Genomic DNA, 12,114 nt, shown 5'->3' on the forward strand with positions numbered 1-12,114 from the left:
TCAAAACGATGCCGCCTCAAGGGGCGATTACGGCCGGCTTGGCCGACAAGATGGAGTATCAAGATGAGTGGTGTTGACCTCAACGATATCAAGCGCCGTATGGACGGCGCCATCAATGCATTCAAGAGCGATATCGCATCGCTTCGCACCGGCCGCGCTTCGGCCAATATTCTCGATCCGGTCACCATCGAGGCTTATGGCTCGCGCGTACCGCTGAACCAGGTTGCGAATATCACTGTTCCGGAGCCGCGCATGCTCGGCGTCAACATCTGGGACAAGTCGATGGTCAACGCCGTCGACCGTGCGATCCGCGAATCCAATCTCGGCCTCAACCCCATCGTTGACGGCCAGAACCTGCGTATCCCGCTGCCTGAACTCAACGAGGAGCGCCGCAAATCGCTCGTCAAGGTCGCCCATGATTATGCCGAAAAGTCAAAGGTGGCGATTCGCCATGTTCGCCGCGATGGCATGGATGGTCTGAAAAAAGCCGAAAAGGACGGTGACATCGGTCAGGACGAAAGCCGTGGACAGTCGGAAAAGGTTCAGAAAATGACCGATGACACGATTTCGGAAATTGACCGCTTGCTTGCCGAGAAGGAAAAGGAAATCATGCAGGTCTGATATCGCTTGCGATAGACCTGTATTTTATTCGTTTTAATTCCGCGCTGCCCTGTTACTGGATCGATATGCCGACGACGACACGTTCCTCCATACCCGAGCACGTCGCCATCATCATGGATGGCAATGGACGCTGGGCAAAGCAGCGCGGTCTTCCGCGCGTGATGGGGCATCGCCGCGGTGTGGAGGCCGTGCGCGAGACCGTGCGCGCGGCCGGCGATTGCGGAATACGCTATCTCACGCTCTTTGCCTTCTCGTCGGAAAACTGGCGCAGGCCCGAATCCGAGGTGAGCGATCTGATGGGGCTTTTGAAAGCCTTCATCCGGCGTGACCTTGCGGAACTGCACCGCGAAAATGTCCGCGTGCGGATCATCGGCGACCGGCAGGGGCTGAAGCACGACATCCGTTCTCTCCTCGAAGAGGCGGAGCAGATGACGGCGGGCAATACCAAGCTGACGCTGGTGATCGCCTTCAACTACGGAAGCCGCGACGAGATTGCGCGCGCGACGGCGGCGATTGCGCGCGATGTCGCCGAAGGCAGGCTTAATGCCGAATCCATTACGCCGGAGATGATTTCGGCCAGACTCGACACGTCGGGTATGCCTGATCCTGATCTCATCATCCGCACCAGCGGCGAAGAGCGCCTGTCGAACTTCCTGCTCTGGCAGGCCGCTTATTCCGAGTTCCTGTTCGTTCCCGAATATTGGCCGGACTTCGACCGCCAGCGATTCTTCTCCGCAATCGAGCAATATGCAACGCGTGACCGCCGCTTCGGTGCACTCACCGAGCAGGTTGCCGTGGCAGGCGCCTGATGAGCCGTGAACTCAGACTGCGGATCGTGTCCGCAATCGTCATGGCGGCGGTCATTCTGGCCGCGACCTGGTATGGTGGCATTCTGTTCCGCATCGTCGCGGGCCTCCTGGCGATCCTCATCTATTATGAATGGTCGACGATTACCCGGCTGTCGGAAACCAATTCGACCGGCAATGCCTGGGGCTGGTTCGCGGTCGCCGTCATCGCCGGCAATACGATATTCGGCGAATCCTCGCTCGATCTGCCGCTCTTATCCGGCTTCACGCTGACGGCGGCGCTGTTTCCAATTTTGCGCGGCAGAAACTGGTGGCTGGTGGGCGGCATTTTTTATGCGGGCCTGAGCGGCATATCGCTGGCAGCCATCCGTGGTGACGAGCTGACCGGCTTCGTGTCCATCCTGTTTATCTTCGCCGTTGTCTGGTCGACGGATATTCTCGCCTATTTCGTCGGACGCGCCATTGGCGGGCCGAAGCTTGCGCCTTCGATCTCGCCCGGCAAGACCTGGTCCGGCGCGATCGGCGGGGCGGTGGCGGCCGTGATCGGCGGCGGCGCGGTGTCCATGGCCTATCACGGCAGGATCAGCGTGCTGGTGCTGGGGCTCGCCCTTATCCTTTCGGTGTTCAGCCAGATCGGCGATCTCTTCGAATCTTTCGTGAAACGGCGTTTCCAGGTCAAGGATTCCAGTCATCTCATTCCGGGCCACGGCGGCTTCATGGACCGTGTCGACGGTCTTGTTTTCGCCTGCTTTACGGTATTCCTCATTGCTTTCGTGCATGCGGCGGCAACCGGCGACGTGCCCGGATCGGGCGGCGGTCTGTTGCCGGGTTTCTGAGCGGCGCGAAGGGTCACGACACAAAGGGCAGATTGTCATGAACACAGTAATGGCGGCGACCGGCTTTCTGACCGGCTATATCGTGCCCTTCATCCTGGTGCTGTCACTGCTCGTTTTTGTCCATGAAATGGGCCATTATCTGGTCGGTCGCTGGTGCGGCATCCGCTCCACCGCATTCTCCATCGGCTTCGGCCCGGAACTGATCGGTTTCACCGACAAACGCGGCACGCGATGGAAGATTTCGGCGATCCCGCTCGGCGGTTACGTCAAGTTCTTCGGCGATGAGGATGCGGCGAGCAAGCCGGATAGTTCCGGCCTGTCGCATATGTCGCTGGAGGAGAGGGCGCAGACGCTTTCCGGCGCAAAGCTGTGGAAAAGGGCGGCCACGGTTGCCGCAGGCCCGATCGCCAATTTCATTCTCGCCATTCTCATCTTCGCGGTGCTCTTCGGCATTTACGGCCGGATGATCGCCGATCCGGTCGTGGCGGAAGTCCGTGAAAACAGCGCGGCGGCTGCCGCCGGCGTGCAGCCCGGCGACCGGCTCATCGCGATCGATGGCGAAAAAGTGATGACCTTCGAGGATGTCCGCCGTTACGTCGGCATCCGGCCGGGCACGCCGATCACGGTGACGGTCGAAAGGGCGGGCGAGGAGCTGAAGCTGCCGATGGTCCCGACTCGCACCGAAACCACAGACCAGTTCGGCAACAAGCTGGAAATGGGCATTATCGGCATCGTCACCGACCAGACCAGCGGCAATTTCCGCCATATCGAATATTCGCCGTCCGAGGCGCTGGTCGAAGGCGTGCGTGAAACCGGCCACGTCATTACCGGAACATTCAACTATATCGGCAATCTCGTGACAGGGCGCATGAATGCCGATCAGCTTGGCGGTCCGGTGCGTGTGGCGCAGGCGTCCGGCCAGATGGCGACGCTCGGCATTTCCGCCGTTATCCAGCTTGCCGCCGTTCTTTCCGTCTCCATCGGTCTTTTGAACCTGATGCCTGTGCCGGTTCTGGACGGCGGGCATCTGGTGTTCTACGCCATCGAGGCCATTCGTGGCAGGCCGCTTGGTGCGGGCGCGCAGGAAGTCGCGTTCCGTATCGGGATGATGATGATTTTGGGTCTTATGGTTTTTGCAACATGGAATGATATCAGCAGCTTGATCGGCTGAGGATTGTGTTTTAACGGTTTTGTTAGTTATTTGTTTACCTTGTTTTTATGCCGAAGTGGCGAATGAGCCACTCTGGAGCACGAAGTAAACAGAATTTAACGTTCGCGCTTGCTTGTAGGGGAAAAGCAGGTAAAACGACGCACATGGCCGGAGTCGGGTTCCGCCCGCTGAGGGACAACGTAAAAAGGTAAGAATTGAAATGAAGGCTGGTTCAAGATTTTTGAACGCTGTGTCGGCGGTTGCTCTGTCTGCCGGTGTTGCTTCGGTTGCGGGCCTTGGCGTGCTTGCCTCTGCTGGCGCTGCAAATGCGGCCGTCATCAGCAGGATCGATGTTCGCGGGGCCGACCGGTCCGGTGCGGACTCCGTGCGTTCCAACATTACCATTGCGCCGGGTAAGAACTTTTCCAATTCGGACATCGATGAATCGGTGAAGCGTCTTTACGCCACCGGTTACTTCTCGAATGTTTCCATGCGCGTTTCCGGCAGCACGCTGGTCGTGACCGTCAATGAAAACCAGCTCGTCAACCAGGTGGTCTTCAACGGTAACCGCAAGATCAAGGACGACAAGCTCGCCGGCGTCGTGCAGACCCAGTCCCTCGGCCCGTTCAATCAGGCCATCGTGACTGCGGATATTGCCCGCATCAAGGAAGCCTACGCCGCCATCGGCCGTAGCGATGTTGAAGTCACCACGCAGACCGTTTCCGTCGGTCAGGGCCGTGTGAACATTGCTTTCGTCATCAATGAAGGCGAGCGCACGAAGATCGGCCGCATCGATTTCATTGGCAACAATGCCTATAGCGATGGCCGTCTGGCCGCCGTTATCAACACCAAGAAGTCCAACATGCTGTCGTTCCTGACGCGTAAGGACGTCTATAACGAGGACAAGCTGCGCGCCGACGAAGAGGCGCTGCGCCAGTTCTACTACAACCGCGGTTATGCCGACTTCCGGGTCGTGTCCTCCGAGGCTGTGCTGGACGAGTCCAAGAACGAATACACCATCTCCATCACGGTCGATGAAGGTCAGCGTTACAACTTCGGCAACGTCGCGGTCGAATCGACCGTTCCGGGCGTCGACGGTTCTGAACTTCAGGGCCTCGTGGAAACCCACCAGGGCGGAAGCTACAGCGCCAAGGAAGTTCAGCAGAGCATGGAAGCGATTTCCAAGCGCGTGGCCGGCGAGGGTTATCCCTTTGCCCGCGTAACGCCGCGCGGCGACCGCGACATGGCTGGCAACACCATCGGTGTGACCTACATCGTTGACCAGGGCGAGCGCGCCTATGTCGAGCGTATCGAAATCCGCGGCAACACCCGTACGCGTGACTACGTCATTCGTCGCGAGTTCGATATTTCCGAAGGCGATGCATTCAACCAGACGGTCATCACGGCTGCAAAGCGCCGTCTCGAAGCCCTCGGCTATTTCTCGAAGGTCAATATTTCGACCGCCGGCGGCAGCGCGCCTGACCGTGTCGTCATCGTTGTTGACGTAGAAGATCAGTCGACTGGTTCGTTCGGTATCGGCGCCGGCTACTCGCAGAACGACGGTGTGCTGCTCGAAGCCTCCATCGAAGAGAAGAACTTCCTCGGTCGCGGCCAGTACATCCGTCTCGCCGCTGGTGCGGGTGAAGATGATGCGCGCAGCTATACGCTGTCCTTCACGGAACCCTATTTCCTCGGCTACCGTCTTGCCGCAGGTTTCGACCTGTTCAAGAGCCAGAGCCGCAGCGAAGACTATTATGACTACGACGAGCAGGGCTTCTCGCTGCGCGTGACCGCGCCGATCACCGAAGACCTCTCGACGACGTTCAAGTACACCTACAAGCAGCTCAATTATGACGGCGAAGGCGACTGGGAAACCGGCAGCAACCTTGCCGCTCCCTACAAGGACCTGATCCGTGGCGGTGACTGGACACAGTCCATCATTTCGAACACGCTGAACTACAATACGCTCGACGACCGCAACATGCCGCGCGAAGGCTGGCAGGCTGCTCTGACGAACGAATTTGCAGGTCTCGGCGGCGATTCCGAATATTACAAGATTTACGCCAAGGCTCGCTTCTTCTACACGCTCTCCGATGAGTACGATGTCATCGGCTCGCTGACCGGCCAGGCCGGTCACGTGGTGCCGACAGGCGACAATCTGCTGGTATTCGATCAGTTCAAGTTCGGTGGCCGTCAGGTTCGCGGCTTCAAGAACGACGGTATCGGTCCTCGCATCGGTTCCGACTCCATCGGCGGCACGACCTATTTCGCCGCTTCTGCTGAAGTCACGGCTCCGATGCCTGGCGTTCCGGAAGATTTCGGCCTGCGCCTCGCTGGCTTCGTGGATGCCGGCACGCTCTATGGCAACAAGGTTGCCAACAGTGCAGGTGTGAAGGACGACAACTCCATCCGCGCATCCGCCGGTATCGGCGTGATGTGGGCGTCGCCCTTCGGTCCGATCCGCGTCGACTACGCCGTGCCTTTCGCCAAGGAAGACTACGACGAGGAACAGCGTTTCCGGTTTGGCATGTCCAACACTTTCTGATATCGGCAGTCCAGAACTGCAACTTTGAACGTTCTGGAGTTTCCGGCTGATGGAATACAACGCCTTTTTTCCGCCCCACGAGGGACTGCGATTGAAAGATATCGCAGACCGTTTTGGGGCGGAACTGTCTGATGACGCGGCGGGAGAGCGGATCATTCGGTCCGTTGCGCCGGTCTACCGGGCAAAACCCGATCAGCTCTGCTATATCCTTTCGCGCAAGAACCGAGATGAGCTGCAGACCTGCGACGCTGGCGCCGTCATTTGTGACGCCGCACTTGTAGACATGCTTCCGTCTCATACCCCTGCGCTGATATCGAAAAACCCGCATACGCTTTTTGCGCAGGTTGGTGCCTTGCTGCATCCCTCCGCCATGCGTCCGGGTCCGATCGCGCGGATGGAAGCTGAAATTTCCCACGCTGCGCATGTCGATCCATCCGCGAAGCTGGAGGCGGGCGTCATCGTCGAGTCGCTCGCCGTGATTGGAGCTGGCGCCCATATCGGCGCTGGTACGCGCATCGGTCCCGGCGTCATCATCGGGCAGGATGTGCAGATCGGACGCGATTGCACCATTGCCGGCGGCGCAAGCGTTCTTGCAGCCCTTATCGGTAATAATGTGATTATCCATAACGGCGCACGCATCGGACAGGACGGTTTCGGTTATGCGCCCGGTCCGCGCGGCATGTTGAAGATCGTGCAGATCGGCCGGGTCATCATTCAGGACAATGTCGAGATTGGCGCCAACACCACGATCGATCGCGGCACCATGGATGACACGGTCATCGGCGAAGGCACCAAGATCGACAATCAGGTTCAGATCGGCCACAACGTCCGCATCGGCCGCCATTGCGGCATCGTCAGCAAGGTCGGCATTGCGGGCAGCACCCGCATCGGCGACGGTGTGATGATTGGCGGCGCGGCCGGCATCAATGGCCATATCAACATTGGCGACGGCGTACAGATCGCGGCGATGAGCGGCGTTGTGGCGGACGTTCCGGCAGGCGCCCGTTATGGCGGCACGCCCGCGCGTCCGATGAAATATTTCCTGCGCGACATGGCCGAAATTCTGGCACGCGCTGAAGGGCGTGATAAAAAAACAGGAGAGAAAAACAATGACTGAAGAAACGAAGACGGCGCTCGGCGCGGCTGACATTCTGGAAGTCATGAAGCTTCTGCCGCATCGTTACCCATTCCTGCTGATCGACAAGATCATCGAGATCGACGGTAACAACTCGGCGATTGGCATCAAGAACGTCACGGTCAACGAACCGCATTTCACCGGTCATTTCCCGGACCGGCCAATCATGCCGGGCGTTCTGATCGTCGAAGCCATGGCCCAGACGGCGGGTGCGATCTGCGCTCGCAGCCAGGGTGAGGGCGGTCACCTGGTTTACTTCATGACAATCGACAATGCGCGTTTCCGTAAACCGGTAATCCCTGGCGATCGTCTGGAAATCCATGTAGTCAAGCAGCGCCAGCGCGGTAATGTCTTCAAATTCCATTGCGAAGCGAAGGTGGACGGCGCGCTGGTGGCGGAGGCCGATGTCGGCGCCATGATGATCCCCGAGGATCAGCAATGAGCACGATTGCCGCCTCGGCCAGAATTCACCCGAGCGCCGTGATCGAAGACGGCGCGGTGATCGGTGAAAACGTCGTCATCGGCGCGCTGAGCTATGTCGGCGCGAAAGTCACGCTGCATGACGATGTTCAGCTGCACAATCACGCCGTTGTTTCCGGCCTGACCGTGATCGGCCGTGGCTCGGTTGTCCATCCCATGGCGGTCATCGGCGGCACGCCGCAGGCAATTCGCCATGACGGTTCGGAAACGACCCTCGAGATCGGTGAGCGCTGCATCATGCGTGAAGGCGTGACGATGAACGCCGGCAGTTCCGATGGCAGCAGCAAGACCATTATCGGTGACGATAATCTCTTCCTCGCCAATTCGCATGTGGCGCATGATTGCCGCCTCGGCAGCCACATCGTGCTTTCCAACAATGTGATGCTGGCGGGCCACGTCACCATTGAGGACCGCGCTATTCTCGGCGGTGGCTGCGCCGTGCACCAGTTCACGCGCATCGGCCGCCAGGCCTTTATCGGCGGACTTTCGGCGGTAAATTACGATGTCATTCCCTATGGCATGCTGAATGGCAATCCCGGCATCCTCGGCGGCCTGAACGTCGTCGGCATGACCCGTGCCGGCATCGAGCGTGCCGATATCCACAAGGTCAGACGCGTCTACAAGGCGATTTTCGAAGCCGAAGGCACGATCCGCGGCAATGCGGCGGCCATCGACCGTAACGACTATCTGGATTGCCCGCAGGCGCTTGAAGTCATCGATTTCATCGGTGCGGATAGCGACCGCGCGATCTCTTCGCCCAACCGGGGCAAGTGAGCCGTGACAGGCGGCGGGCGTCTCGCCATTGTGGCCGGCAGCGGCCAGCTGCCGCTTTATGTGGCGGCCGCTGCCCGTGAGATGGGCGAAAACCCTTTTATCGTGCGCCTGCGTGATGATTCCCGTTTCGACTGGAGCGGTTTCGACAATGCCGTCATCAGTGTCGGCGATGTCGCCGGGCTTGGCCGTCTGCTGCGCGAAAACCGGGTAGACCGCGTCGTGCTGTCCGGTGGTGTGGCGCGGCGGCCGGAATGGCGCGAGATCCGCCCCACACTCGGCATCCTGCTCAAACTGCCGTCCATTGTCAGGACGCTGCTGTCCAGCGGCGACGACGCCGTTCTGCAGATGGTCATCAAGATCATCGGCACGCTCGGCGCAAAAGTCATCGGCGCTCACGAGATCGCCCCCGGCCTGCTGGCCGCTATAGGCCCTTTCGGTGCGCAAAAACCTGCCGAGGATGATCTGCGCGATATACGCAAGGCGGCTGAGGCCGCGCTTGCACTTGGCAAGCTCGATGTGGGGCAGGGCGCCGTCGCCGTCGGCGGCCGCATCGTCGCGCTGGAAGGCGTCGAGGGCACGGATGCCATGCTGGGGCGCGTCGCGGCATTGCGCGCCGAAGGACGGATATCCCCGCGCCGCAGGGGTGTGCTCGTAAAGCTGTGCAAGCCGCAGCAGGATGTGCGCGCCGACCTGCCGACAATCGGTGTGGAAACGGTGGAGAATGCGCGAAAAGCCGGGCTGGCGGGTATTGCCGTCGAAGCCGGGCGGGCGCTGGTGCTTGATCGCGAGGCGATGTTGAAAGCGGCCGATGAGGCGGGCATATTCGTCTGCGGCATCGATACATCACTTGGCGGAGACATGATCGGATGACGGCGGCATTAAAAGTGGCGGTCATAGCCGGGGAAGTATCCGGCGATCTTTTAGGCGCGGATCTGATCCGCTCGCTTAAGGCCCAATATACGGGGCCTGTCGAGTTGGTCGGTGTCGGCGGCGAAGCGCTGGAAGCGCAGGGACTGGTTTCCCTGTTCGACTATTCCGAACTCTCCATCATGGGCTTTACGCAGGTTCTTAAAAAACTGCCGAAGCTCATTGCGCGGATCAACCAGACCGCTCAGGCAATCGCCGCCGCAAAGCCCGATATTCTGCTGATCATCGACAGCCCGGATTTCACCCATCGCGTTGCGAAAAAAGTCCGGCAGCAATTGCCGCATCTGCCGGTCGTCAATTACGTCTGCCCCAGCGTCTGGGCGTGGAAGGAATATCGCGCTACGGCGATGCTCTCCTATGTCGATCACGTGCTGGCGCTGCTGCCCTTCGAGCCGGAAGCCATGCGCCGTCTCGGCGGTCCGCCGACAACTTTTGTCGGTCATCGCCTCAGCGTCGACCCCGATGTGCTCTCCGTGCGTCAAAAGCGGGCGGAACGTTCTCTGCCGGCGAATGGCGAACCGAAGACCATTCTCCTCCTGCCAGGGTCGCGTTCCACGGAAACGACGCGGTTGATGGAGCCGTTTCAGGCGGCGGCGAGAGCTTTTGTGGAGCGCAATGGTCCGACGCGGTTCCTGTTGCCCACCGTGCCGCGTCAGGAAAAACGCATCCGCGAACTGGCGGCCTCATGGCCAGAGGATATCAGGCCCGAAATCGGTATCGATTCCGCTTTCAAATGGAATGCCTTTGCTGAAGCCGATGCGGCGATTGCCGCTTCCGGCACGGTCATTCTGGAACTCGCGCTCGCGGGCGTACCGACGATCTCGGTCTACAAGACGGACTGGATTTTTACCATGCTGAGCAAGCGGGTGAAGACCTGGACAGGCGCTCTGCCGAACCTGATTGCCGATTACGCCGTCGTGCCGGAATATTTCAACGAGGTGGTAAGGGCAGGTTCGATGCTGCGCTGGGCAGAGCGTCTGTCTTCCGACACCACCGAGCGGCAGGCAATGCTCGAAGGTTATGCACTCGTGCAGCAGCGTTTGCACACGGATGTGCCTCCGGGCGAAACCGGCGCGCGCATTCTTCTGGATGTCATGAAGAGCAAAGCTCGCCCCTCACAATAATCATATAGGCACTCTCTCCATCGGGCTGCCGTCCTGCTGCCGATGCAGGCAGGCGAGGGCGCGATTTTACTGCATTTGATCGTTAGGGCGGCAAACGGCTGACCGTCAGACGGCTCCCGGCCCATAAATTTCCGTCTGGCACACCTCTTGCTTTCAATCTTGTATGCAAGATAGCCATACATCAGAAAGCGCCCAGAGCGCGGTAGAAGACGCCATCATCTCCGGCATTCTTTCCGCCCGCATTCGTCCGGGAACCCGCCTCAGCGAGAACCAGCTCGCCAGCCTTTTCAGCGTGTCTCGCACGCGCATCCGCGAGGCCATGATGCGGCTGGAGACGCGCGGCATCGTCACCGTCAGCCCGCGCCGCGGCTGGTTCGTGGTGGAGCCTTCCGCCGAAGAATCCATCAAGGTCTATGAGGCGCGGCGCATCATCGAATATGGGCTTTTGCGCAATCTTTCCGGCGTCAGCCCGGAAGGCATCGCCATCCTCGCCGATCATCTCGATGAGGAGAAGGCGGCGATTTCCAAAGGCGACCGCCAGCGCCTGACCTGCCTGATGGGCGATTTTCACATCCGCATCGCCGAAATCGCTGGAAACGACATCATCGTCGAAACGCTGCGCGACCTGACGGCCAGAACCATCCTCATCTCCATGCTCTATCAGTCCGATTTCCATGCGCAGCAATCGCATGACGGACATTGCCGTATCTTCGAAGCGATCAAGGCGGCCGATTTCCATGGCGCCGCCGAACTCGCCATCCGCCATCTCGACGAAGTCGAAACCGGTCTCGATCTCACCCGCAGGCCGGATCCGCTCTACGAGCTTCGCAATTCCCTTTCACTTCAGCCTCTTTCCTCAAGCCCTAAGGAGTAATTCTCAATGATTTCCAGACGTTCATTGCTTGCCATTGCCGCGATTTCCGCAACGCTCGGTTTTTCGCCCGCAGCCTTTGCCGATGCGCTCGGTGATATCACCTCCCGCGGCACGATCCGCGTTGCCGTCCCGCAGGATTTCCCACCCTTCGGCAGCGTCGGCACGGATATGGCCCCGCAGGGCTATGATATCGACGTCGCCAATCTGATCGGCGAGAAGCTTGGCGTGAAGGTCGAACTCGTGCCGGTCACCAGCGCTAACCGCGTTCCCTATCTGCAGACCAACAAGGTCGATCTCGTGATTTCGAGCCTCGGCAAGAACCCGGACCGTGAAAAGGTCATCGACTTCTCCACCGCCTATGCGCCCTTCTTCAACGGCGTGTTCGCGCCGGATTCGGTTGCCGTCACCAAGGCGGAAGATTTGTCCGGCAAGACCATTGGCGTCACCCGTGGCGCGGTCGAGGATCTGGAGCTGACGAAGGTGGCGCCTGCCGATACGACCATCAAGCGTTATGAGGACAATAACGGCACGATCTCCGCCTTCCTCGCCGGCCAGGTAGAAGCCGTGGCCACGGGCAATGTCGTGGCCGCCGCCATTCTCGCCAAGAACCCGCCAAAGCGCCCCGAGCTGAAGTTCCTGATCAAGAATTCGCCCTGCTATATCGGTCTGAACAAGGAACAGCCGGCGCTGCTTGAAAAGGTCAACGCCATCATCGCCACCGCAAAGACCGATGGTTCCTTGAACACGATCGCGCAGAAATGGCTGAAAACCGACCTGCCCAAGGATCTCTGAGCAACCCGGAAAAACGCATGCGCCGGCCTCGCCTTGAGGCAGGACCGGCG

At 59.7% G+C, this 12,114-nt stretch carries 12 protein-coding genes; all 12 read left to right on the forward strand.

Annotated elements, in window-relative coordinates:
* Nucleotides 1–63: 63 nt before the first annotated feature.
* A complete protein-coding gene (frr, locus tag PH605_RS19760) occupies nucleotides 64–621 on the forward strand; it encodes a ribosome recycling factor (protein ID WP_003521407.1) in 558 nt (185 codons plus the stop codon).
* Nucleotides 622–686: 65 nt separating this feature from the next.
* A complete protein-coding gene (locus PH605_RS19765) occupies nucleotides 687–1,430 on the forward strand; it encodes an isoprenyl transferase (protein WP_065653927.1) in 744 nt (247 codons plus the stop codon).
* Nucleotides 1,430–2,263, forward strand: coding sequence for a phosphatidate cytidylyltransferase (locus tag PH605_RS19770; RefSeq protein WP_003521405.1), 834 nt, complete (start codon nucleotides 1,430–1,432; stop codon nucleotides 2,261–2,263). The genes PH605_RS19765 and PH605_RS19770 overlap by 1 nt, the downstream gene beginning before the upstream one ends.
* Nucleotides 2,264–2,312: 49 nt before the next feature.
* The gene (gene rseP, locus PH605_RS19775) at nucleotides 2,313–3,434 is read left to right on the forward strand and encodes an RIP metalloprotease RseP (RefSeq protein WP_003521404.1); all 1,122 of its coding nucleotides are present in this window, start codon (nucleotides 2,313–2,315) and stop codon (nucleotides 3,432–3,434) included.
* 199 nt (nucleotides 3,435–3,633) lie between these two features.
* Complete coding sequence (gene bamA / locus PH605_RS19780; RefSeq protein WP_065653926.1) at nucleotides 3,634–5,958, forward strand: outer membrane protein assembly factor BamA; 2,325 nt, start codon at nucleotides 3,634–3,636, stop codon at nucleotides 5,956–5,958.
* Nucleotides 5,959–6,007: 49 nt separating this feature from the next.
* On the forward strand, nucleotides 6,008–7,075 hold the full coding sequence (gene lpxD / locus PH605_RS19785; protein ID WP_003521402.1) for a UDP-3-O-(3-hydroxymyristoyl)glucosamine N-acyltransferase: 1,068 nt from the start codon (nucleotides 6,008–6,010) through the stop codon (nucleotides 7,073–7,075).
* A complete protein-coding gene (fabZ, locus tag PH605_RS19790) occupies nucleotides 7,068–7,535 on the forward strand; it encodes a 3-hydroxyacyl-ACP dehydratase FabZ (protein WP_003521400.1) in 468 nt (155 codons plus the stop codon). Before lpxD ends, fabZ begins: the two co-directional genes overlap by 8 nt.
* On the forward strand, nucleotides 7,532–8,347 hold the full coding sequence (lpxA, locus tag PH605_RS19795; protein ID WP_003521399.1) for an acyl-ACP--UDP-N-acetylglucosamine O-acyltransferase: 816 nt from the start codon (nucleotides 7,532–7,534) through the stop codon (nucleotides 8,345–8,347). The genes fabZ and lpxA overlap by 4 nt, the downstream gene beginning before the upstream one ends.
* A 3-nt stretch (nucleotides 8,348–8,350) precedes the next feature.
* Nucleotides 8,351–9,217, forward strand: a complete 867-nt coding sequence (locus PH605_RS19800; RefSeq protein ID WP_161987963.1) for an LpxI family protein — start codon at nucleotides 8,351–8,353, stop codon at nucleotides 9,215–9,217.
* Complete coding sequence (gene lpxB, locus PH605_RS19805; protein ID WP_142845810.1) at nucleotides 9,214–10,398, forward strand: lipid-A-disaccharide synthase; 1,185 nt, start codon at nucleotides 9,214–9,216, stop codon at nucleotides 10,396–10,398. Before PH605_RS19800 ends, lpxB begins: the two co-directional genes overlap by 4 nt.
* 163 nt (nucleotides 10,399–10,561) lie before the next feature.
* A complete protein-coding gene (locus PH605_RS19810) occupies nucleotides 10,562–11,272 on the forward strand; it encodes a GntR family transcriptional regulator (RefSeq protein ID WP_080856296.1) in 711 nt (236 codons plus the stop codon).
* 6 nt (nucleotides 11,273–11,278) lie between these two features.
* The gene (locus tag PH605_RS19815; protein ID WP_035261717.1) at nucleotides 11,279–12,064 is read left to right on the forward strand and encodes a transporter substrate-binding domain-containing protein; all 786 of its coding nucleotides are present in this window, start codon (nucleotides 11,279–11,281) and stop codon (nucleotides 12,062–12,064) included.
* Nucleotides 12,065–12,114 lie beyond the last annotated feature (50 nt).

It is taken from the genome of Agrobacterium sp. CFBP 3001 (genome assembly GCF_027871605.1).
GTDB lineage: Bacteria > Pseudomonadota > Alphaproteobacteria > Rhizobiales > Rhizobiaceae > Agrobacterium > Agrobacterium leguminum.

Bases quoted from the DNA above. Each gene is read 5' to 3' on its own strand.
- frr (WP_003521407.1), top strand. From the start codon at position 64: ATGAGTGGTGTTGACCTCAACGATATCAAGCGCCGTATGGACGGCGCC.
- PH605_RS19765 (WP_065653927.1), top strand. From the start codon at position 687: ATGCCGACGACGACACGTTCCTCCATACCCGAGCACGTCGCCATCATC.
- PH605_RS19770 (WP_003521405.1), top strand. From the start codon at position 1,430: ATGAGCCGTGAACTCAGACTGCGGATCGTGTCCGCAATCGTCATGGCG.
- rseP (WP_003521404.1), top strand. From the start codon at position 2,313: ATGGCGGCGACCGGCTTTCTGACCGGCTATATCGTGCCCTTCATCCTG.
- bamA (WP_065653926.1), top strand. From the start codon at position 3,634: ATGAAGGCTGGTTCAAGATTTTTGAACGCTGTGTCGGCGGTTGCTCTG.
- lpxD (WP_003521402.1), top strand. From the start codon at position 6,008: ATGGAATACAACGCCTTTTTTCCGCCCCACGAGGGACTGCGATTGAAA.
- fabZ (WP_003521400.1), top strand. From the start codon at position 7,068: ATGACTGAAGAAACGAAGACGGCGCTCGGCGCGGCTGACATTCTGGAA.
- lpxA (WP_003521399.1), top strand. From the start codon at position 7,532: ATGAGCACGATTGCCGCCTCGGCCAGAATTCACCCGAGCGCCGTGATC.
- lpxB (WP_142845810.1), top strand. From the start codon at position 9,214: ATGACGGCGGCATTAAAAGTGGCGGTCATAGCCGGGGAAGTATCCGGC.
- PH605_RS19810 (WP_080856296.1), top strand. From the start codon at position 10,562: ATGCAAGATAGCCATACATCAGAAAGCGCCCAGAGCGCGGTAGAAGAC.
- PH605_RS19815 (WP_035261717.1), top strand. From the start codon at position 11,279: ATGATTTCCAGACGTTCATTGCTTGCCATTGCCGCGATTTCCGCAACG.